23 protein-coding genes and 2 pseudogenes are annotated in these 22,335 nt (G+C 45.2%); 6 read left to right on the forward strand and 19 right to left on the reverse strand.

Features of this window, described 5'->3' with window-relative positions:
• Positions 1-159 precede the first annotated feature (159 nt).
• Positions 160-420 carry a DUF4351 domain-containing protein gene (locus ACEW9J_RS03470; protein WP_373543751.1) on the forward strand — a complete coding sequence of 87 codons (261 nt, stop codon included), beginning with the start codon at positions 160-162 and terminating at the stop codon, positions 418-420.
• A gap of 45 nt (positions 421-465) precedes the next feature.
• Here the strand turns inward: ACEW9J_RS03470 and ACEW9J_RS03475 are convergent, their stop codons facing one another.
• The 4 genes and pseudogenes from ACEW9J_RS03475 to ACEW9J_RS03490 form a co-directional block, all read right to left on the reverse strand.
• Entirely contained in the window at positions 466-1,629 is a 1,164-nt protein-coding gene (locus tag ACEW9J_RS03475; protein ID WP_373543752.1) for an LL-diaminopimelate aminotransferase, read from the reverse strand.
• A gap of 223 nt (positions 1,630-1,852) precedes the next feature.
• Entirely contained in the window at positions 1,853-2,176 is a 324-nt protein-coding gene (locus ACEW9J_RS03480; RefSeq protein WP_373543753.1) for a thioredoxin family protein, read from the reverse strand.
• A 77-nt stretch (positions 2,177-2,253) separates the two neighbouring features.
• The gene (locus tag ACEW9J_RS03485; RefSeq protein ID WP_373543754.1) at positions 2,254-2,946 is read right to left on the reverse strand and encodes an HAD-IA family hydrolase; all 693 of its coding nucleotides are present in this window, start codon (positions 2,944-2,946) and stop codon (positions 2,254-2,256) included.
• Positions 2,946-4,379: pseudogene (locus ACEW9J_RS03490) on the reverse strand (sugar transferase). Before ACEW9J_RS03490 ends, ACEW9J_RS03485 begins: the two are co-directional and overlap by 1 nt.
• 673 nt (positions 4,380-5,052) lie before the next feature.
• Here ACEW9J_RS03490 and ACEW9J_RS03495 point away from each other — a divergent pair.
• The 3 genes from ACEW9J_RS03495 (at position 5,053) to ACEW9J_RS03505 (ending at position 6,664) form a co-directional block, all read left to right on the forward strand.
• The gene (locus ACEW9J_RS03495) at positions 5,053-5,187 is read left to right on the forward strand and encodes a hypothetical protein (RefSeq protein WP_373543755.1); all 135 of its coding nucleotides are present in this window, start codon (positions 5,053-5,055) and stop codon (positions 5,185-5,187) included.
• Positions 5,184-6,143, forward strand: a complete 960-nt coding sequence (locus ACEW9J_RS03500; RefSeq protein WP_373543756.1) for a GDP-mannose 4,6-dehydratase — start codon at positions 5,184-5,186, stop codon at positions 6,141-6,143. Before ACEW9J_RS03495 ends, ACEW9J_RS03500 begins: the two co-directional genes overlap by 4 nt.
• Before the next feature lie 182 nt (positions 6,144-6,325).
• Positions 6,326-6,664 carry an oligosaccharide flippase family protein gene (locus ACEW9J_RS03505; protein ID WP_373543798.1) on the forward strand — a complete coding sequence of 113 codons (339 nt, stop codon included), beginning with the start codon at positions 6,326-6,328 and terminating at the stop codon, positions 6,662-6,664.
• Positions 6,665-7,076: 412 nt separating this feature from the next.
• Here the strand turns inward: ACEW9J_RS03505 and ACEW9J_RS03510 are convergent, their stop codons facing one another.
• The 9 genes and pseudogenes from ACEW9J_RS03510 to ACEW9J_RS03550 all read right to left on the reverse strand — a co-directional run bounded on the left by ACEW9J_RS03510 (position 7,077) and on the right by ACEW9J_RS03550 (position 13,673).
• Complete coding sequence (locus ACEW9J_RS03510) at positions 7,077-8,207, reverse strand: AI-2E family transporter (protein WP_373543757.1); 1,131 nt, start codon at positions 8,205-8,207, stop codon at positions 7,077-7,079.
• A gap of 115 nt (positions 8,208-8,322) precedes the next feature.
• Positions 8,323-9,126: a phosphate ABC transporter ATP-binding protein PstB gene (gene pstB / locus ACEW9J_RS03515; protein WP_373543758.1), complete on the reverse strand. Its 804-nt coding sequence runs from the start codon at positions 9,124-9,126 to the stop codon at positions 8,323-8,325.
• A gap of 105 nt (positions 9,127-9,231) precedes the next feature.
• Complete coding sequence (gene pstA / locus ACEW9J_RS03520; RefSeq protein WP_373543759.1) at positions 9,232-10,137, reverse strand: phosphate ABC transporter permease PstA; 906 nt, start codon at positions 10,135-10,137, stop codon at positions 9,232-9,234.
• A 1-nt stretch (position 10,138) separates the two neighbouring features.
• On the reverse strand, positions 10,139-11,119 hold the full coding sequence (pstC, locus tag ACEW9J_RS03525; protein ID WP_373543760.1) for a phosphate ABC transporter permease subunit PstC: 981 nt from the start codon (positions 11,117-11,119) through the stop codon (positions 10,139-10,141).
• A 13-nt stretch (positions 11,120-11,132) separates the two neighbouring features.
• On the reverse strand, positions 11,133-12,158 hold the full coding sequence (gene pstS, locus ACEW9J_RS03530; protein WP_373543761.1) for a phosphate ABC transporter substrate-binding protein PstS: 1,026 nt from the start codon (positions 12,156-12,158) through the stop codon (positions 11,133-11,135).
• 198 nt (positions 12,159-12,356) lie between these two features.
• Positions 12,357-12,719, reverse strand: coding sequence for a DUF1818 family protein (locus ACEW9J_RS03535; RefSeq protein WP_373543762.1), 363 nt, complete (start codon positions 12,717-12,719; stop codon positions 12,357-12,359).
• Positions 12,720-12,829: 110 nt separating this feature from the next.
• A complete protein-coding gene (locus ACEW9J_RS03540) occupies positions 12,830-13,066 on the reverse strand; it encodes a DNA-directed RNA polymerase subunit omega (protein WP_015161319.1) in 237 nt (78 codons plus the stop codon).
• Positions 13,067-13,124: 58 nt separating this feature from the next.
• Positions 13,125-13,304 carry a hypothetical protein gene (locus ACEW9J_RS03545; RefSeq protein ID WP_373543763.1) on the reverse strand — a complete coding sequence of 60 codons (180 nt, stop codon included), beginning with the start codon at positions 13,302-13,304 and terminating at the stop codon, positions 13,125-13,127.
• A pseudogene (locus ACEW9J_RS03550) lies at positions 13,273-13,673 on the reverse strand (gamma-glutamylcyclotransferase). The gene ACEW9J_RS03545 and the pseudogene ACEW9J_RS03550 overlap by 32 nt, the downstream one beginning before the upstream one ends.
• Positions 13,674-13,774: 101 nt before the next feature.
• Here ACEW9J_RS03550 and ACEW9J_RS03555 point away from each other — a divergent pair.
• A complete protein-coding gene (locus tag ACEW9J_RS03555) occupies positions 13,775-15,547 on the forward strand; it encodes a hypothetical protein (RefSeq protein WP_373543764.1) in 1,773 nt (590 codons plus the stop codon).
• Positions 15,548-15,618: 71 nt separating this feature from the next.
• Positions 15,619-15,780 (forward strand): hypothetical protein, encoded by a 162-nt coding sequence (locus tag ACEW9J_RS03560; RefSeq protein WP_373543765.1) that lies wholly within the window; start codon positions 15,619-15,621, stop codon positions 15,778-15,780.
• A 264-nt stretch (positions 15,781-16,044) separates the two neighbouring features.
• Here the strand turns inward: ACEW9J_RS03560 and ACEW9J_RS03565 are convergent, their stop codons facing one another.
• From ACEW9J_RS03565 to ACEW9J_RS03590, 6 genes are all read right to left on the reverse strand, one after another.
• Entirely contained in the window at positions 16,045-17,505 is a 1,461-nt protein-coding gene (locus tag ACEW9J_RS03565; protein ID WP_373543766.1) for a DUF533 domain-containing protein, read from the reverse strand.
• A 103-nt stretch (positions 17,506-17,608) separates the two neighbouring features.
• On the reverse strand, positions 17,609-17,830 hold the full coding sequence (locus ACEW9J_RS03570) for a cbb3-type cytochrome oxidase assembly protein (protein ID WP_373543767.1): 222 nt from the start codon (positions 17,828-17,830) through the stop codon (positions 17,609-17,611).
• Complete coding sequence (locus ACEW9J_RS03575; protein WP_373543768.1) at positions 17,827-18,357, reverse strand: cbb3-type cytochrome c oxidase subunit II; 531 nt, start codon at positions 18,355-18,357, stop codon at positions 17,827-17,829. The genes ACEW9J_RS03570 and ACEW9J_RS03575 overlap by 4 nt, the downstream gene beginning before the upstream one ends.
• 23 nt (positions 18,358-18,380) lie before the next feature.
• Complete coding sequence (locus ACEW9J_RS03580) at positions 18,381-19,808, reverse strand: cbb3-type cytochrome c oxidase subunit I (RefSeq protein WP_373543769.1); 1,428 nt, start codon at positions 19,806-19,808, stop codon at positions 18,381-18,383.
• A 276-nt stretch (positions 19,809-20,084) separates the two neighbouring features.
• Complete coding sequence (locus tag ACEW9J_RS03585; RefSeq protein WP_373543770.1) at positions 20,085-21,083, reverse strand: methyltransferase domain-containing protein; 999 nt, start codon at positions 21,081-21,083, stop codon at positions 20,085-20,087.
• A 63-nt stretch (positions 21,084-21,146) separates the two neighbouring features.
• Complete coding sequence (locus ACEW9J_RS03590) at positions 21,147-22,286, reverse strand: fatty acid desaturase (protein WP_373543771.1); 1,140 nt, start codon at positions 22,284-22,286, stop codon at positions 21,147-21,149.
• Between the last annotated feature and the right edge of the window lie 49 nt (positions 22,287-22,335).

The raw sequence follows: 22,335 nt of genomic DNA on the forward strand, positions 1-22,335 counted from the left end.
TTGAAAGGCTCAGAACCGTTGCACTCGATCGCTTGAATCTGGCGATCGAGTGAGAATATTTGCAACAAAACCATTTTTTAGCAAGGAGTTCAGGCTTTAGAACAGCATCAGGGACTAATTCAGCAAGCCCTAATTAGAAGAATCATTAGGAGTGATGTGATGCGTGAATCAGTAATTTATCAAGAGATTTTACAAGAAGGACGTATTGAAGGGCGTATTGAGGGACGAGATCGAGGGCGCGTTGAGGAGGGACGAGCCTTAGTTATCAGAATTCTAAATCGCAAGCTAGGAAATCTCAATCTTGAGCCGATGGCACGAGTAAATAGTCTCCCCATCGATCGAGTAGAATCTCTAGGTGAGGCATTATTAGATTTTAGTCAGATGAGTGATTTGTTGGCTTGGCTGGATGCCAATCAGTAGAGAAAGTAACTTCGATCGAACGCAGGATAGGATGATAAACCCGAACTACAAAAATTTCGCCATGCGATCGACTGCAAGCTGCAATTTAGCTGGCTCGTGTACCAAGGCAAATCTGACATAGCCTTCTCCGCTCTTGCCAAAGCCGATCCCAGGGGAAGCAGCCACACCTGTTTGACAGACTAACTCCGTACAGAAATCGATCGAGCTGTGTGCCCATTGCGGGGGTAGTTTTGCCCAGATATACATCGTCGCTTCGGGTGTAGGAACGTACCAACCGATATCGTGTAAGGCTTTGACAAAGGTATCGCGCCGTTGTTTGAAGGTATCGACTGTATTGTGGACGCACATCTGTTCGCCATTGAGAGCCGCGATCGCACCGTGTAGAATACCTAAGTATTGATTAAAATCGACTACCGCTTTAACTTGGCGCAAAGCTTGAATTAATTCCCGATTACCGATCGCATAGCCGACTCTAAATCCGCCCATATTATAGGACTTAGACATCGTAAAAAACTCGATCGAGACACTTTTGACTGGATCCGCCTGAAATATCGATGGTACCTGAAGATCGCTAAATACCAGATCTCCATAGGGAAAATCATGCACCAGTACCAGATCGTGCTGCTGACAAAAAGTGACTGCTTGCTCAAAGAAGGCTAGCGGCGCGATCGCGGTGGTAGGATTGTGCGGATAGCTCAATACCATCATGCGAGATTTCGCCAGGGTTGCAGCCGGAATATCCCCCAATACAGGCAAGAATCCGTTTTCGGCGCGTAACGGCATCGGGTAAATTTCACCCCCTGCCAAATACACACCCCCCGCATGAGAGGGATAACCAGGATCCATCAGCAGGGCAATATCTCCAGGTTCCAAGATGGCTAGGGGTAGGTGTGCTGTACCCTCTTGAGAACCAATCAGTGGCAATACTTCTGTCTCTGGATCTACGCTTACCCCGTATTTGTTGGTATACCAATTCGCCACAGCTTCGCGAAACAGCCGCGTACCATTAAAGAGCAAATAACCGTGAGTACTCGGATCGACTAAAGCTGACTGAATTGCCTCGATTACATGCGGTGGGGTGGGCAAATCTGACGAACCCAATGATAGATCGATTATCTCCTGTCCCAATGCCCGCGCTCGTCCTTTTGCCCGATCCATATCGGCGAATACATTGCTTTTTAGTGGTTGGAGCCGTTGAGAAAAACGCATGTAAATTCAGTTAGGAGTTCGTATTTAGTTGATAATTGATAATTGATACTTGATAATTGATAGTTGGGTTATTAGGGTGGGAATTTCAACCCCACCCTCTGGATATAGTAATCCTAAATCAGATCGCTGGTATTAAACATTGGTACTCATGCGGCTTGTGCTTAACACACCCTACATCAACTATGAGACTTGTCGGTACTAATTTGTCACTATTTAGGAAGTATTAGAGATTACGATCGAGGATCGTTGTCAACTTATCTTTAGTGATCGCACCTTCTAACGTATGAACCAGTTCTTTACCTTTGAATAATCGAATGGCGGGAACACCTTCTACCTTGTAAGTTTTGACAGTTTCGGGATTGGGATCTATTTCCATCTTGACAACCTTGACTCGATCGCCATAATTGGCAGCAATCCAGTCAATCGAGGGCGAAACTAATCGACAAGGCCCGCACCATGCAGCCCAAAGATATACTAATACAGGTAAGTCTGCTTGTAAAACTTCGTTCTGAAACTGTGCATCATTAATGACTGTAACGCTACTCACGTCGATCGACTCCAATTTATAGGTCAGGATATTATTACCCTCTAGATTAGAGCAAAACGCGGCTCGGCGGTAGTGGCTTAACGCCGATTCAACCAGATTGCCGTTAAGCCAGCATTATCGGCACCCAGATAGTCTTGTTCGAGGCTATCGCCGATGTGCCATGCGGATTGAGGCAAACATTGATATTTGTTCAAAGCTGCGGTGAAGATTTCGGCATTTGGTTTGGCTGCGCTAACTTCGGTAGAGATTGTCACTGTCGAAAAGTAGCCATCTAAGTCCAAGACTTTGAGCACGGTATGCAGCCGCGAGTCAAAGTTGGATAATATCCCTAATTGTACGTTCGATCGCTGCCAGTTCGTTAGAGCCGCGATCGTGTCGGGATAAATTTCCCACACGGCTGGAGTGGTGAAGTACCAATACAACTCTTTAAAAAATAGCTCGAAGTCGGCAAACTGCTCGATGGCTCCAATAGCGGTAAAAGTCTGACGGTTGATGTCTCGCCACCACTGATACTCGCACATGGGGATGTCTGAAGTGGGCACACCAGGAAAAACACAGGGAGTGGAGTTTTTAAAAGCTGTATAGAAGTATTTATTGACTAATTCGGGTGAGCAATTGACACCATATTTACTAGCTATTTGACTATAGATATGTCCGACACTGCCCCGTACGCCAAATAGTGTCCCAAAGGCATCGAGAAAGATTACTTTTGGCAATGATAGCGAACTGGGAATATCTAAAAGTGTAGCGTACTGATGCTTGACAAACATTACTGCCCTTTCATTTTTAAAACTACTGAAAATGTCCGTAATAAGATTTTGAAATCCAACCACGGCGACCAATGCTTGAGATAGTACAGATCCTACTGAAGCTTGATTAGAGCATCTTCGATCGTGCTGCCATAACCGTAGTTAATTTGTGCCCATCCAGTCAATCCGGGCTTAACAGCCAGTCTAGTCCGATAGAAAGGAATTTGCTGTTGCAGATCCTTGATAAAAGCATAGCGTTCGGGGCGCGGCCCGACCATACTCATCTCTCCCCGCAACACGTTCCATACTTGAGGCAACTCATCTAGTCGAGTTTTGCGGATGAAGTTGCCGACTTTGGTAATCCGAGCGTCGCCTTTGACTGCCCATTGGGCTTTCCCATTCCGTTCGGCATTTTGCACCATCGATCGAAACTTCTAAACAGTGAATTTAGCGCCATACTGTCCGACGCGTTCTTGTTTATAAAAAATTGCCCCTGGACTATCTAGTTTAATCGCGATCGCCACAAAGGGAAATACCACTGCAAGTATCGAACCGATCGCCACTCCACAAATGAGATCCAAACACCGTTTACCGATCCGATTAAATGTGTCGAAAGGGTTCTTTTTGAGCGGAAGAGCGGAGTACCATTGACTGCCGATATGTTCGACAGCTACTTTGCCCGTTAGTTGCTCATAGAGTACAGGCATGGGCGTAATCGCAATCCCCCGCTCGTGAAAATTTGCCAAGAGCTGGAGCAATTCTCGATCGATCGGACTGCTAATTGCCAACACGATCTCATCCACCTGATGACGATCGATTTCCTGGAGCAGATTGTGACGATCGCCCAAAATCGGGATATTCTGACACACCCTACCATGAAGTTGTGGATTATCATCAATAAATCCGATCGCTTGATAATGAGGATAGTATCCAAAAGCTTCTGCCAGAATCGTCCCTGTCACTCCAGCCCCAACAATCACCACGCGTTGGCTAGCATGTCCCATCCCCAAAAATACAGCATAAATCGTTCTCCATATTGACAAGAAGATGCTTGTAAACACGATTGCGAGTGCGGGTGCAAACCTCAGCGAAAACGATTCCTCGCTCAATGGTGCTGATGCTGTCACAAAGTAATAAATCAGATAAACGATCCCGACGATCGCGCAACCCCATCCAATCCGCTGGAGAGTGCGTTTGAGCTTCACGGCAATCCGCAGATCGTATAGATCGTTGACAAACATCCACACCAACCAACCGATCCCCATTGCCACGATCCACAAAGACTGGGATCTCACCAGATCCCAATTAAATGCTCGGTTAGCTCGACCAGTCCAATACCAGAGAGCACCGATAATGCCACTGGCGACTAAACTAAGATCGGCAAGACTAAGTAGCAGCTTGCGCTCAGAGAATTCCAGGGAAAGCTTAATTTCTGGTAATAGGTAAGAAAACATTAATAAATTTATACTGGATTGCGATCGGACTTTTAGTCTTTTGAAATGTAGCTCACTAAACTTAAAGTAACACTATTTTTTTTGAAACTAGCTCTAAGTTTAATTAATAATTAGCTATACTTGGCACGGTCAAAGCTTGCGCTTTTGATAAAAACACGATCTATCGATAATGTCCCCATACCCGACACCCGACACCCGACACCCCACACCCCACACCCTAACCTCAAATTATGACCGTGCCAAGTATATCTTAAATTATTGCTAATAAAGCTATTTTATAGAAACTGCATAGTGTGACGATTTAAGTTCGATTCACTATCCCCAATCCTAGCTGATGAAATTATACTTTAAATCAGCTAATCATCTTAATTCAGTTCACTCAAAATGGCGTAAACATAAGTCGTTCCTACTAAATTCTAGAATTATCTGACCGAAAGTAACTCTATTTTTAATAGGACTGCATCAGATGTGATGGCAATCGCTTGTAGATATCCAAATCATCTGGATCGATTTGTCAGTTATTCCTCAGTTACTAATTTCACCACCATACCAGAACTCAGTAAAATAGCGTAAATCTATTGAATTTTTTATATTACTTTATCTACTTATTCAGCAGGCGATCGCCCAGTCAACTGTCAACTATTTAAAGACTGGTTAAAAACCAACTATACTGATGACAAATCGGTTTCAATTCAGTTGTGCCGATTACAAGCTCGATCGGGTGACACATCAACAGTTGTCAGTCGGGATTACCTTGCTGCTCAGGCACAACGGTGCCAATGTAAATACATTCAATCAAGACGGATGAATAAAAAAGCACTTATCTTTGGAGTTTCAGGACAAGACGGTGCGTACTTAGCCAAGCTACTGCTGAGTAAAGGGTATACTGTCTGCGGTACCTCGCGGGACGCTCAGATTTCCTCATTTCGGAATTTGGAGTATTTGGAGATTCGCGATCGGGTTCAGCTAGAATCTACAGCACTCAATGATTTTCGGAGTGTACTGCAAGTATTGTTTAAGACCCGACCTGATGAAGTCTACAATCTCGCTGGTCAAACATCTGTAGGGCTGTCTTTCGAGCAACCAGTAGAGACATTAGAAAGTATTGCAGTGGGCACACTAAATATTTTAGAGGCAATTAGGTTTATTGGGGAACCGATTAGATTTTATAATGCTGCTTCGAGTGAGGTGTTTGGGGATATCAATGGTGCGGCGGCTGATGAGTCCACAGCTTTTTCACCTCGGAGTCCCTATGCAGTGGCTAAAGCAACTGCATTTTGGGAAGTTGCGAACTATCGAGAAGCTTATGGTTTGTTTGCTTGTTCGGGGATTTTATTCAATCATGATTCACCATTAAGACCAGAGCGATTTGTGACGCAGAAAGTCATCTCTAGTGCTTGTAGAATCGCCGCAGGCAAGCAGGACAAGTTGTATCTAGGTAATATTGATATTCAGCGGGATTGGGGTTGGGCTGAGGACTATGTAGAAGCGATGCACTTGATGCTTCAACAAGAGCAGCCTGATGATTATGTCATTGCTACTGGAGAGAGTTATAAATTAGCCGAATTTATTGAGATCGCTTTTCGACTGGTAGGTTTGGATTGGCGCGAGTATGTGATTAGTGACAAGGAGCTACGGAGACCGACTGATATTGCGGTTAGTCGAGGATCGCCAAAAAAAGCCCGCGAACAGCTCGGCTGGGGAGCAAAACATAAAATAGCGGATATTGTCAGGATGATGATCGACGCTAGAAGAGATAAGTAGAAATTCCCACCCGCTCAAACATATCACATTGGCTGTGTCTGAGACGATGAGAATCGCTCTAGTCTCAATACATCATCGTTAATCTAATAGTTGGCTTCTAGATCGCTATATTTATTTCCAAAGTAATTCAAAAAGTATCACTTCTCAAAGGTCGTACTGGGTTACACAAAATTTTAGCTAATATTAGTTGGCTGTTTGCAGATCGAATTCTGCGGATGGGTTTTGGGTTAGTAGTTGGGATTTGGGTTGCTCGTTATTTAGGCGTACAGCAGTTTGGGCTGCTCAACTATGCAATAGCTTTTGTGGCAATATTTAATCCATTAGCAAATCTAGGTCTAGATGTAGTAGTAGTCCGCCGATTAGTCGCAGATCCGACTCAGCAGCAATCTATTCTGGGTACATCTTTTTGGATGAGATTTATTGCTGGGTGGCTAAGTTGGCTGGCGGTCATCATCGGCATCTACTTGTTACCAGAAGAGGGCGGGATGTCTGAAAGCCCTGTCTCTGAAGAGCAGGGATGAAAGACTTTCGCGTGCGGCTTTAGCCTGCTGGTCGGGGAACCCGCCCAGTTGCCTAACGCCTTTAAGCCAATGATATCACCTTGTTCGATTCGTTGATTTATTCTTAGTTTTACGCTACAGTATTGGTTGTAAACCGATAAAGCATAATGCTAGTCTACGAATTCAAACTATCTGGAACCGCACAGCAATACCGCCTCATTGATGAAGCGATTCGTACTGCTCTGTTTGTTCGCAATAGCTGTGTTCGATACTGGATGGACAATGCCAAAATTGGTAAATACGATCTGTCAGCACTCTGCAAAGCCTTGTCCAAAGAGTTTTCGTTCGCCAACAAACTTAACTCACATCTTGCACCAATACATAGAGACTAGTGAAAGCATAGATCTGAGGGTACCCACGGGTTATCGCAGTATTAGCTTTCTTTGCTAGTAACGACTATTTCGGTTTCGCCGATTCGATCGGGTAACGGATCGATAACTTCTTCACCACCACTAGATTTAGGATTGATGCCGCGCCGCTCCTGCCAGCGATCGAGGATATCCTCGATCAACACAGCATTAATCCAGATTTTGGCAACTACAGTTAGTGGTAGTGCCAATAATAAACCCAAGAAACCAAAGAATGTCGTAAAAAATACTTGAGAGATCAGGGTGAGTGCTGGTAGTAAAGATACTTGTTGCGACATAATATATGGCGTCAGTAAATTACTCTCAAATTGTTGAATTAGCAGGTAAATAACCAAGATCGCTACAGCTTTCCAGGGTTCATCGAGTAATGCGATCGCCATCGGCATCACTACACTCATCGTCGGCCCGACATTGGGAATAAAATTGAGTAACCCCGCCAGGATCGCTTGAGCTAAAGCGAGGGGAATACCCAAGGCTAATAAACCAATCAAACTGAGTACAGCCACCACTACCATGCTCAGGAGAGCACCTCCGACCCACTTACCCAGCGAGACATCACATTCAGTTAAAATCCCATCCACGCGCCGTCGATAAAAGCTCGGAAATAGCGAGATAAATACTTGACGATAAGCATTGGGTTGAGCCAATAGCATAATCGTCAGAATTACTACAAATAGGAGATTGAGAATTACTGCTAAAGAACTAGAAAATAATGTCAGCGATTGTCCCGCCATCGACTTTAACAGTGGCTGAATCTGTCGATCGAGATCTTCTAGGTTTGGTAAGTAAGGAAGTAGTGGAGCTGGAATATAAGACTGAATACTAGTCCGCCATCGATCGGCAGACTGAATAATTGCGGGAAACTTTGTCGCCGTTAATTCTTGGAACTGAGTAATAAATGGCGGTACGATCAGAATAAAAAAGCCAACTAAAATCGTACTAAATATCCCGATCGCTGCAAGTATGCCGATTGTCCGTGACTGCTTAAACTGATACTGAATTTTTCGGGCTAGCTTATTTAGGGCTGTGGCAAAAACTATCGCTGCAAAAACTATCAATAGTACTTGACGAATTTGCCAGAGTATACATAGCGACACTACTAGAGCGAATAATCCCAACCATTGACCTATTAACATCAGCAGCCCCAATCTATTTAAAACTATTACTTAAATTTTAGATGCCCATGACACTAAATCCCCAACTTCTCGTGGAAGTCGGGGATTTAGTTTAACATCTTGGAATGGATGATGATTAGCCGAACCGACCCGATACATAATCATTGGTACGCTTATCGACTGGGAATGAGAAAATCTGCTTGGTTTCGCCAAATTCTACCATCCGCCCGATCCGACTTTCATCGGTACTAAAAAAGGCAGTATAGTCAGACACCCGTGCCGCTTGCTGCATGTTGTGAGTAACGATCGCGATCGTTAGATCGTTGCGTAAACTATGGATCAGTTCTTCGATTTTGATGGTTGCGATCGGATCTAGTGCCGAACAAGGTTCATCCATCAGCAGAACTTTCGGTTTCACAGCCAGAGCGCGAGCGATACAAATTCTTTGCTGTTGTCCCCCCGATAGTCCTAGTGCTGATTTATGTAATTTGTCTTTGACTTCATTCCAGATTGCTGCGCCCTGCAAAGCAGATTCGACAATATTGTCAAGTTCCGATCGCTGCACCTTCTCCTCGCCAATTTTGACCCCGTAGGCAACATTTTCATAGATGCTCATCGGGAAAGGATTGGGCTTTTGGAATACCATTCCTACCTGTCGTCTCAATTGATTGAGATTAACTTGGGGGTGATAGATATCTTGTCCATATAGCTCAACTTGTCCTTCGGTTTTGATTTTACCCTCTAGTTCACCAATCCGATTGAGTGCTTTAATAAAAGTAGATTTGCCACAACCAGATGGGCCGATGATTGCCGTCACATGATTTTTTAAGATCGTCATGTTGACACTTTCTATTGCTCTGGTCGTACCGTAGAAAAAGCTCAAGTTGTTGACTTGAATTGCTGTTTCGAGTTCTTTTGTTGGTTGCTGTGTTTCGAGCATAAAAAATTCACCTTTAAGAATAATACAGTCGATGACATGTGAGTCGCAGTGTTTCGATCGTCAAAAATTTAGCTTTAAGAATACAATCGATGACGGCTACCTGGGCTATCTCCCTCGATTAGACAATAGTCGGGTAGGTAAGTTGATTGCTAAAACTATTCCTAGTAAAAATAGAGATGCAGTCCAGACCAACTGATTTTTAACTGGGTCTGGATCGTTGTATAAGTTGAAAATAAGGACGGGTAGCGAAGCGGTAGGACTCAACAGATTTTCTGCCCAGTACTGAGCGTTGAGAGCCGTAAATAGTAGCGGAGCTGTCTCGCCACTCGCGCGCGCGATCGCCAACAAGACCCCTGTGGAGATCGCTGGTAGTGCCGTCGGTAAAATGATGCGGGTAATGGTTTGAAATCGACTTCCACCCAGTCCAGATGAAGCAAACCGATAAGTATTAGGTACCAGCTTTAGTACTTCCTCTGTCGTCAGCGCAATAATTGGCAGCATGATGATTGCCAAACTCATCCCACCAGCCAGCGCACTGTAACTAAAATTGAAATCAAATAGTTTATTGCCAAAGAAAAACGGGCTATCTAATTCCTTGGTAGTTAAGACAATTACGTCATAGGTAAAAATCCCCACCACAATCGACGGGACACCTGTGAGAATTGTGACCAAGAATCTAATATTACGATTGATTTTACTATTAGGTTCGTATTCTGCTAGATAGATCCCAGTAGCAATACCGAGCGGAATACTCAACAAAGAGGCGATCGCTACCATCGTCAATGTACCGACAATTGCGTTAGCAAAACCATCATCAATAATTTCTTTAGTAAACATTGCTACTGTCAATCCGGGAAATCCTTTGACCAGGATATTCCACAACACTGAAATCAGTGGTAGTATACCAACGAGCGTCAATCCAAAAGCAAAGACGGTCATGCCCCGATCGAAGAAGGTGCGCTGGGGGGACAAGGGCGTTATTAATTTACTCGCTACCGATGACTGTTTCATATTAAGATTTTCCCCCACGTTCTAACAATCTCACCAATCCGATCGCGCCAATATTGACACTGAGAGTGATAACAAATAGAATCAGTACTAAATAAGTGAGTGCAGCAGTATGGAGACCATCAGCTTCGGCAAATTTCGTCGCCAAGATGGCGGGAATCGAGTTTGCTGGCTCAAAGATTGAAGCACTAATATTTTCGGTATTACCAATCACCATTGTCACTGCCATCGTCTCACCGAGAGCGCGTCCCAATGACAACATCACCGCGCCGAGAATACCTGAAAAAGCTGTCGGTAAAATGACTCTAAAGATTGTCTCCCAGCGAGTAGATCCCAGTGCCATCGAGCCTGTGCGGAGATAACCAGGAACAACTAATAAGACTTCCCGACTCACAGCCGCCATCGTTGGCAGAATCATGATTCCTAACAAGAGTCCGGCTGTCATCAGTCCAGATCCGGTTGGTTGTTTACCAAATAAGGGAATAAAGCCGAAGTTGGCGTGCAAAAATTGTTGCACGGGTAGTAGTAGGGGGATGAAGGAGTAAAATCCCCACAATCCAAAAATCACACTAGGAATAGCCGCAATTAATTCGATCGTGAAGGCGATAACCGTTCGTAACCGTTGCGGCAATAAATCCTCACTAGTGATGATAGCTACCGCCAAGCCGATCGGCACAGCAATAACTAGCGCGATGATACTACTACCGATCGTGCCGTAAATCAGTGGTAAGGCACCAAATTTACTATCTGTAACATTCCATTCCTGACCGAACAGAAATCCCAAGCCAAACTGCTGAATCGCAGGCAGAGCACGTTCGACAATCTTCCAGACCATCAAAAAGAAAATAGCCACCGATAAGCCGCTGGCTGCATACATCAGATAGCGAAATAATCGATCGGCTAGATCGTTTTTGGGAGAGTTATTACGCCTATCCAAACTATCTTTGGTAGGCGTAGGTACAAATAAGTTTTGAGGAGACGACATTGTTAAATTTAGATTATTTCACACTGGATTCAACAACTGAGATCGCGCGCTGGGCAACAGCACTAGGAACCGAAGTGAAGCTGAGATCGTCGTTGAACTGCTGCCCGCTGGTGAGTATCCACTTCACCATGGTTTTGACTGCTTGAGCTTTAGCAGGCGTTTTTTGAACTTTGGGAATCAATAACCAAGTCATACCCACGATCGGATATCCTTGTTTGGAGTTGATGTCAAATGCGCGGAAGTTCGCTGGAAACTCAATGTCAGACAGAGCTTGATTGGCAGCTTTGAGGGACGGAGCTACATATTTGCCGCTACCGTTTTGAACTGCTACCGAGCTGAGTCCGTTTTTGAGCGCAAAATCATACTCCATGAAACCAATTCCGCCTGGAGTTTGTTTTACCGTAGCAGCAACACCAGGATTACCTTTACCTTTCAAAAAGCCTGACGACCATTTTGGGTCTCTGCTTGCACCAACTGCCCCTTTGAACTCAGGACTGATCGCGCTGACATGATTGGTAAAGATGAAAGCAGTACCACTACCATCAGCTCTGACAACAGGCTTGATTGCGGTACTTGGTAGGTTTAGACCTTTGTTGTCTTGAACGATCGCTGGGTCATTCCAGGTGGTGATTTTGCCCAGGAAAATTCCGCTCAAGGCTTTATTGGAAAGCTTGAGACCCTTGACACCTGGTAGGTTGTAAGCGACAGATACCGCACCGCCAGCAGTCGGGATCAACAATACGCCACCTTTTACCTGCGCCATTTCTGCGTCGGTCATGGCAGAATCACTTGCCCCAAAATCTACCGTACCAGCGATCGTTTGTTTGATACCACCACCACTACCAACTCCTTGATAGTTCATTTTTATATCTGGATGAGCTTTCCGAATTTCCCGCGCATATCTCTCATACAAAGCTTGGGGAAAAGTAGCTCCTGCACCACTGAGAGTTACATCAGCCATAGCTGCTAGTTGAGTGCCTAAAACTGATACTGCTACTGCCGCAAGAGTAGTAAGCCGACCGAAATTAGTGAATTGCATAGTTGAAGCTGTCAGATTTATTTAGAGCAGTTACGATTGACTGATTTCAAAGTCACAAGTTCCGACGATAGCTGTTAGGCGTATTCTTAACTTTTTTTGATATCAGAAGCATCTTAACGCAACCTTACTCACTGATTGATTATAATTAGGTTAACGATTGTTTAAGCTTTGATTAATTGAAAATCGCAGCCACCTAAATCAAAAAAACTCGACGCTCTGGGTAGCAACAATTAATTCAGGAACTACATCAGCAGCCCAATTGCCCTCACAACTACGTCCGGTATTTAAAATTAGTCTCAAGCTGTACTGGGTGGGTAGTCCCTCTACCTGCATCCACACTAGTTCGCTTTCTGCTTCACAGGTAATACTCTCTTCATCCATCAATTCTGCCTGGATCGATCGCATATTATCCACTAATTGCCCTAGCAACCGACAAAAATCTTCTAGCTCCTGAGCCGCCAATTCAAACGCCCAATCGTCACTACCAACTAATCCTTGATACTTACTTACTGGATTCCAACCGATTCGCCACCCAATGCCCGATTTCAAGACTTTTTGCATAGATTTGGTGTGAAAACTTACCGACAGATTGTCCGCGCCAAAAGCGACATTAATGCAAGTATTATAATACAAAAAAGAGTAGAAGCAATTATCGCTCCTACTCTCTGGCTCTAATCTCCCAAAATCTCTGGCTGAGTTAGCTCGTCAGACATCTCGATAATGGCACGCATTACGGGCTTGATCGAAGGATCGTCAATATTATCGGATTCATAGCGGTGGCGTTTTTTCGCACGGTTTGCCACTTGAACAGTAATTTTGTAGCGATTAGAAGCTGCGCCAATCAGTTCCTCAGCTCGATAAGCAATCTGAATCGAGTCAAAGTGAGAATGCGAACGACGTTGAATCATATTTACTCCGAATACAGTTCTATGCTCTTATAGTGTAACTGACCGATCGACAATTGAGTTAATGGTGGATGGTGGATGGTGGATGGCGAAAAGTGCGTTCTTGGGGTTTCCCCAAGTAGAGCACCTTTTCAAGACAGTGAATGGTGAATGGTGAATGGTGAATGGTGGATGGTTTGGGAGTAATTAGAGGGATTGAGGAGCTGGCTTTACCACCAGCCGTTAGGGAGGAAAATACCACCCGATCGTTGAATTCGATCGGGAGTCATCAAATACGCCCAAGCAAGGATACGAGAATTTCCGGTAAGTGGATATGTGATGACTAATTCACGGGTATAATCGTTCTCTACTGGCTGCCGTTGAGGATCGTAGTCTTCGAGTTCATCCAATTTCTGCAAGATTGTGATGTCATTAAATGACATCACAAATCCATACACTTTTCTAATGCCATGAATTGCCCCTGGATAGCCGAACAAAGGTAGATCGTACAATTTTCTCCATAAATATAGGCACGGTGGCTATTAACGACTTTATTGCCACAATAGCGGTCGAAATTAGCTGCCCCAGGTTTGAGCGTACCGTAGACAAAAACATGCAGCTCTCCAGTCATCACAGCTATCTGTACTTAAATTAATAGATCGCATTTTATCCCATTACTCCCCTCCCTGACTTCCTATCCCCATGACGACAACTACCAACAAAAACCAGTCTATGCAAGTGCCAAAATTATTGGCAGATCACCTGCGATGGATGGTAGTACTTGCACAATTGCGAGAAATCGGGGGGACGGAGCATCGCTATCCCGTCAAACAATTGGTAGCCGATCTCCAGTTGAGTAGCTTGTTTGCCAAACCGACTGGTGAAATAGATCGTGAGCCAGTAGTGGGAATTAGTAAGAAAGCTTGGGAGATCTGGTTTTGTGGGAAATCCGTAGAAAAAGGTGAAAGTCCGCTCAATTCGATTTATCAGTGTCGGAGTTTTTATGGGTTGGATGCGCCGAATAACTTATTACAGCGGTTGAATAAACTATTGGATCTGGCGATCGATCGACACAAAACGCTCGAACCTGAAGCTAGGCGCGGTAAAAAGGATAGTAAATACGATCGCTATCTCGAACAATGGGGGGACTATGCCATTCAATTAGTCGCGCTCAATGGTGGCTGGGAAAACTTCAGCAGTCAAACTAATCTGGCACAGCTAAAAGATCTCTGGGTAGGAATCCAACCGCCACAAGTATCGATGACAGGAGCCGATCGAGAGTCATTGATTCAGCGGATTATCTACCTCGATAGCGATCGATATATCCAAATTGTGACAACTGCAATTGGTTCATTATATCCCTTGTGGTTTTTCAAATCTCAGCAGCGGAAAGAATTGCTCGATCTGATCGCCATTCAGGATCGTGGCATGAAAAAAGCTTTACCCAAACGAGATTTATACATTGATGTCAATACCCAAATTAGACAGATGGCGGGATTACCTTATCCATTTGGAGTAGCTGATGAGTTGCTAGCTTATTGTTGGGATGTAAAGATTGAGGATGTAGCCAGTCATTTGGGTGAGAGTGCATGGTGTCCGATGGCGATCAGATCGATCGCTAGAGAGCTACAAAATGAGTACTGGAGTCCACCTTTATTATTTACGATGTGGGGCGATGAATTTTCGTTACCTGATGATGATAAACATAACTATTCTATTCCCCTAATTGCACTCACCCAAGGCGGAAATCAGTTCGGCGAATTGTATCAAAGGCTAGCAGTCGAGGAGAAACCATTAACAGATCTGAGTATCGGCATCGAACCCTCTACTTATGGTGAAAAGATCCTTGAAAAACTTGCCAATCAAAAGCTAAATATATCTACTCAATATCACTGTAACCGTACCCAAATTCTTACCGAGCAGTTAGATATCGAGCTAATCGCTAGTTATTTTCCAGTTAGTTTGTCACTCCAAGTAAATCCCAATTACCAGCAACTCAGTACAGCAGATTTATATCAAAAATGGGGAAAAGTCGGTGATGCTTTCAACTATAGTTGTCCGCAATTGGTATTAGCTGGCGGACTATTTTTGGCTAGACAGGCAAAAGCTACCGATCTAATTATCGATCTGGGTATATATTTGCATACGGTTGAGTTATTAATTCGCAATCTCCGACCAGAATGGGACTCGATCGAGCATTATTTTCCCCAATTGTCTAGCAATGACATTAGCAAAAAACAAGCTGCTGCACAGGCGATTAGAGAGGCTTGTCAAGTAGTAGCCAAGAAGAGTAAATTAGTCAAAGGGGGCGATCTGGTAGGAGCTAATGCGATCGCCCAAATATTAAGTCAAATCGCGATCGAGATGTTGACAGCTTTAATTTCTGTAAACGATCCTAAGTACCAGGAATGTGTAGAACAGATCGATGATTGGGGTTGGGCAAAGTTATTAGAATCAGTTCAGTTTACCTCTGTATATATTGCTTGTGAATTATTTACGGGGTAATGCAGAGCTTAAATAGGGCTTGCTGAATTAGTCCCTGATGCTGTTCTAAAGCCTGAACTCCTTGCTAAAAAATGGTTTTGTTGCAAATATTCTCACTCGATCGCCAGATTCAAGCGATCGAGTGCAAGGGTTCTGAGCCTTTCAACGTCAAAACCTTGCACTTGATTTCTGAAAAAAGGCTCAAAACCCTTGCAGTGATTGGCTTGCTGAGATCTTCAGCAAGCCCCAATTAGTCCGCCTATGCGGACTAATTAACGTCGGCATCTCTTGACGGAGAAGCTACGCCAACGATTTAAGGATATTTGCTCTGTTCCAGCCGCCTCCAATTGAAATCGGGGCTAACGTCACAAAGTCCGGTTGTTGCCGCGAGCGGCAAAAGCCTGCCTACCCGGACTGTATAAACTAGTCCGCGTAGGCGGACTTTGCATCATGAGCGGAGACTTCAGTCTCTAGGCTCCGTCTCGCCGTCAGGAGACACTGACCTTAAACCATCCTCTTTACAACATACTGAGCTGGGGATGCTTTTCAGTTAAGAGAAGCTGTTGGAGACGATTCTGGTAGACTTGGGCGGTGAGTTTCCCCGTTCTCAAACCCTCGGTGAGTAACTTGATTTGGGCCGCATGTTCGCGCTTGTGTTCGCCTACTGCTAGTTCGTTGAGATCGTAAATAGTTTCAGCGGACTTCCGATTTTGCTTGAATAATTGCCGGAGGGATGCCGCTGCTAGAGCTACCTTTGGCTCAGAATAAGCAGCCTCAAAGTAAGCAGCAGTCGTCTGTCCCATCGCCCAAGTCGCTGTAAACGCATCCACGGCTCCCAGACTCGCGCCCACATTGGGCACCAGCTTCGCCATGTCTAACGCCATCAACCAAGCACTGACTAGCCCCAAGCTCCCAACCATTTCCTCAAAAAATGGCTTGACTGAAAATTCACTCTCGCCCCAAATATCCGCAATTTCGGCAATTAGAATCATTTGTAGCCCTAATGCCGCCGACTGTGTGTAGGAGCTTAATAGTGGGGATGGATCTGCCCCTAAGACGGCAGTAGCCATCGCATAGCGGAGGATTTTTTGCTCGATCGCCAGCAATCTTTGTTGCGGATCGAGGATCGGTTGCACTTTATCGCCATACTGGAAGCTAGAGATGCGATCGACCAAGCCTTGTAACTGCTCGACTTTTGTTAATGTCAAGTTAAACGCCGCAGCGATGAGATCGATCGATCTTCGTTCCTCGTCGTGATAGTTACCATCGACATTCGCTAACAAATAGGCAGCGTAATAGGTCAATTCTTGCTCGGCTGGATCGGAAATTTTCGCTAGCTCATGAGTTAGATCGATCGATTCTGCTAGTAGCGTTTCCCAAACTAGCTCCTCTGGAAAATGCCGTTGTCGGACATTGGATTCCAGCCAGAGCCGTTCTTGCGGATCGATACCGCCATCGGCTTGAGCTACCCCAATCAGTACCTTCAGCCGTGCTAATGACTCCGTGGACATGATAATCGGCTGCGAAGATTCGCGATCGAGGATCTTATGGGCTAGCTGACGCGCAGTAGGTTCGGGGACGATTAGCACTGGGCAAGGTGCGCGATGTAGCACGTATTGACTCAAACTTCCCGTCACCATCTCTAGCATTTGCCCCCGTCGTCGCCGTCCCATCACGACTAGATCGACTGTTGCAGCATGTTTGAGAATACTATCGCCTAGAGCCTCATTCACTACCACATATTGCAAATTACAGGTTGCTGCCAACGGTTGAAAAATATGGCGCAACTCATGTTCGCTCTTGGGCACCGCTTGCCAATTTTGAGTTGGCGCATCTTCAGAGTAATCTAGTTCCGGCTCATAAACATGTAGGACAGTTACCTCTGGAACCTCATCTGCCAAAGGCTTCAAATAGTTTTCGAGAAACTCGCAAATTTGAACGGCGGTAGGCGAAATATCGGCTGCAATTAAGACTTTCATAACATTCTCATCCTCAATTTAACCTATATTCGGGCTGGAAATTCCAGCGGTGCTGAACTAGAACTAATTTAGTGCAAGGGGAAAACAGCCTCTCAAGCATGACTCAATCTTCAATTTTTAACTGACGTTCAGCAATTTCTTGAGCATCGCGAAACTGACCGTTTTTGGTCGCCCAAATCAACGACAGTACCGCCAGAAAACCGATCGGTAGTAGCACCCACACCAACGACCACATAATTAATGTGCCGTCACCAATTCCCAGCCAACTGCCCATGTGGGCTTGCTCTGGATGGGCCTGAGTCATCGCCAGCCATATTCCAATCATGATGCTACCTCCGCTGGGACATTATCTTTCCATGCTCCCAAAGATTGAATATAGTCCGTCAAATCGGATAATTCCTGCTCTGAGAGATAGTCAAAGGAGGGCATGATCGAACTGGGATTGTACTGACGGGGATTGATGAAATGTGCGATCAGATAATCTCTAGCAGGTTGCCCGATATCTCGTCGCCAGATCCGCCCTTCATTGGAAAGATCTGGCCCTTGGCGTCCGGTACCGAGTAGGTGCGGCGTGTCATAGAAGTAGTCTCCTGCTTTAGAAACCCCATATGATGCCACCATATTTTCATCTGCTTTGACATTTCGGACTTGCTGAGAATGGCAGTAAACGCAGCCTTCACGCGCATATATTTTCCGACCTCTGGCTTCAGGTGCCGTATAAGCTACCAAGCCCACCGTGGGCGCACGAGCGATATCCGATGCAAATCCTGGCGCAATTACCAGTCCGGTGAAGGCAAGTCCAAACAGAATCGATAAAACGATGACAATTGGAAAAACGCGAGTGTATCTCATATGTAACCTTAGATAGTGATGCTCTAGCTTTGAAGAGCATCGGGAGCAGTTTCGGTCAGAGCAGCCGGAGCGTTGACAGTTTTGACAACATTAGTTACAAATAGAAACTGTCCTAGCAGTACGATCAGACCGCTAATCGCCCGCGCAACGTGATAAGGATAGCGATCGACCATCGTACCTTGGGGCGAATTTCCCGCTTCCCAGGCAGATCCCTCTACCCAACCACTAATTCCCATCGAGACGACATAGCCGACGATCCCTAGCATGGTCAACCAAAAGTGCCATTCCGCCAGCGGACGCGAGTATTTGAGCTTGAGCGATCGTTCGATATAGAAGTAAGTAAAGGCAATCAATCCAGGTACGCCAAATCCCAGAAATCCTAAATGGACATGAGCGATCGTCATATTGGTAAAATGCAGTTTGGCATTTAGTGACATCACCGCTAAACCAGTCCCCCACAACGACGCGCCCACATAGCAAGCATAAGCCATCAAACTAAATCGATAACCGATATCTCGCTGCATAATCGCCCATGTGCCCCAAGCTGTACCACCAAAGTTGACCATCGTGGCAAATGTCGGCACAAACATCGCGATCGAGGCTGTCACTGAAGCCGTCATCACCCACATCGGCACAGGCCCCCAGATCACATGATGTCCGCCATTCCACGGATAAAATGCTGCCAATGACCAGAACCCCACAAAGGAGACGATATGGCTGTACAGCGGCTTGTTGACTTGCTTGGGTACGATGTAATACAGCGTTGCTAGACCCAGAGTGGTCAGCCAAATCCCAAACAGGTTATGGCTATAGAACCAATTAATGATGGCGTCTTCAATCCCGCTAAACTTCGAGGCATTGCCCAAGGTGTAGTAGATCGGGAAGGGAATAATCGCTAGCAGAATATACCATAGTGATACATATACCCGCTGTTCCCGCCGCATTGTAATGGTAGAAAATAGGTTTCCGGCGATCGCAATCACCAATAGCCCGATAATCATATCAAAGGGAAAGGGAATCTCAGTATATTCTTTCCCCTTGCTGTAGCCCATCAAAATTCCCAGACAGCCACCCACCAAATTGAAGTTCCAGACCCATGCTGTGAGCGACCCCAAGCGTTCTGAAAACAGAGGTGTTTGGGTCAGCCGAGGCACCATATAAAAGGTCGCTCCCAGATAACCCATACTCATGAAGCCAAATAGACCGATATTGATGTGTACGGGACGAAGGCGACCGTATGCCAGCATCGGGATCCCCTGCAAGAATTCTGGATAAAACAGTTTGACTGCTTCGATCAGACCGATTAACATCGTTACTGACATCCAGAAGATGCCAGAGTAGAGCCAGATCCGAGTCGCACTGTCCGATCGATCCATCGGTCGCAGTTCGGCACCAGATTCAATAGAGTTGTTAGTAGCGACTAAATTATTACGATCTTGGAGCGAAGTCATAGACAATGTTAAGTGAGTCTTACTCACCGCGAACCGACCGAAATCTATAAGTTTTTTAACAACTCTCTACAATTTAACAACTCGATTGGTAGGTTAGCCAATAACAATGCGTCAAAGTTTTTATTTCTAAAGAGTTTCTTTAGGATTAAGAGCGGCAATCCGACCTCTGGTTGATGGGTTTTGACACTCCCTGCGCTCGATCGCGGTTGATGTGTGGGCGATCGCTGCGGACAGATCCCCGACTTCTTTAAGAAGTCGGGGATCTGGCTTTTAACCTCACACCGCCCGACTTCCTGCTGTTAATTGCTCCGAAGCCGGAGATTCCTGTGTCCCAGTCTGAGATCTGCGTGCCCGAAACATCCCAAATCGGCATAATCCAGCCCCAAAAGCCAACCGCATCAATAAAATCGTTGGGACTTCGCGCAAAGACTTAATAAATCCCGCCCCACCAAAACTTACCAAACCCTGAGGACGAACGATCCCTTGCCAGATCGAATCCAACCATGAAGGCAGAGTTTGTTCCGTCCAGTCGGCGGTAGTTACATTGCCCTCGACAAAGCCTGTTGCTGCCAACAGCTCGGAAAAGCCTTCGATACTCGAAAAAGCCGGATGTGACCATTGATCCAAGAGTTGCTGCATTACGGGTTTTTCCCAATAATTTAGCGGAATTTGACGATCGTCCCGCTGATTCCAGTCAGCGACAACCAGCACACCACCTGGCTTGAGTACCCGCATCAACTCTCTAGCAAAAACTGCTTTGTCAGGCATGTGGGGGCCAGCCTCGATCGACCACACCACATCAAAACTCGCGTCGGGAAATGATAATGCCATCGCATCATCGACTTGAAACCGCACATTTAGTTCTGGTGGTGTAAGCTGTTGGGCGCGTTGTACTTGCCCAGGACTGATCGTGATCCCCGTAACTGCAAACCCATAATCTCGTCCTAGAATCCGGCTGCTACCGCCAATCCCACAACCCACATCTAGCACCGTAGTCCCAGCAGGTAAACCGTCTAAACCACCCCAGCGCATCATCTCATGGACAAAATCAGCTTTAGCTGTCAAGAAATCTCGCTGTTGTGGCGGCGAACCATAATAACCCAAGTGAATATGTTCGCCCCAGTAAAACTCTAAAATCCCATCCTCTGTCCATTCATCATAGGAAGTAGCAACAGAATCTGAAGACTGATAAGGACGAGCAGTAGCCAGATACAGCGCGATCCCGACCGTCAGGATTGCCAGTGGAATTGCCAGCGCGAGCAGAAATAAATTCATCGAGATCGAGCCTCAAAATTTTTGGTAATTGAGAGATAAAAAATATCCCGATCTTCATCGTAATTACTTTATCTCTACAGCGATCGGTTGAAGTTGATATTCTTTTTCTGTGTTGATCGCTGCTTGATGAAATGATGCTACAGATACCAATCGATCGGTAGCCGCATCCCACAGAATAAATTTGGCACAGTCGAGCATGTCAGCGATCCGCAGGGTTTTTACGTTCGAGAGCAAGTGAATGTTTTCGTTGTGACAAGCTTCGAGATGGTAGTTAGGGATTCGTTCTGACAGATGATGAATATTGTGATAGCCAATGTCTGCGGTAAACCACTTGAAAATTGTTGGTAACTCTAAATAACTGCTACCCTCGATCGCGCCTAATAGATAGTCCCAATCCGCTGTTTTGTGAGCATAAGTACCTTCAAAAATATGCTGGACAAAGAACAGATAGATGAAGATTACCGCAGCCAGAGTCAACACGAGCGAGTAAACACTCACGAAGAAACCTGCCCCTAAGAAATGGCAAAGGACGATCGACCCGCCCAGCACACAAATATTGTTAAGTAGCAAATCCCAGAACTCAGCCGCTGTCTGCCAATGTTTTGACTGATGATTAGCAACGATTTTTGATAAACCCGATCCAGCATCTTGCTTTATACAAGTAAATAGCTCCTTTATCAGATCGTAAATACCGAGAACTAATGTCAGCCTAGGCTGAATTGCTAAGTAGAAAAAACCTCCAGGAATCGCCATCAATGGATGTCGTAGCAATTCATAAAACTGTCGATCGGCTAAACTTAATTTGGAAAACTCATCAGTAGAAATAAAGTCGGCAACACCGCGATACCGCTCCCAATCTCCATTAGTTTTGTGGTGATAGGCATGATCTCTCGCCCATGCGTAAGGGGGAATGGCATTGATAACACCAAGCACAAAACCCACACATCTATTGACTTTTTTGGAGTTAAAGAGCGAATAATGCCCACAATCGTGCATTAACGAAAAACATCGCACTGAAAACAGTGCCATTAAAACTATAATTGGCGGTAAAAGCCAAATCGAAATTGGAGCAACCTTTACAGCTAAAACCCAGAGTAAGATATAAGGAACAACAGTATTCAGAACCTGATAAGTTGCCCAAATATCGTTACTCTTCATATACGGAGTTAGTACGAAATCGGACTTTTTAATCGGGATTTGCATTGAATAAAATACTCACGTAAATAACTATGGTTAGGTGCAATTTTGGTAT

Origin of the sequence: Chamaesiphon sp., from assembly GCF_041737865.1 — a bacterium.
Classification (GTDB): Bacteria; Cyanobacteriota; Cyanobacteriia; order Cyanobacteriales; family Chamaesiphonaceae; genus Chamaesiphon.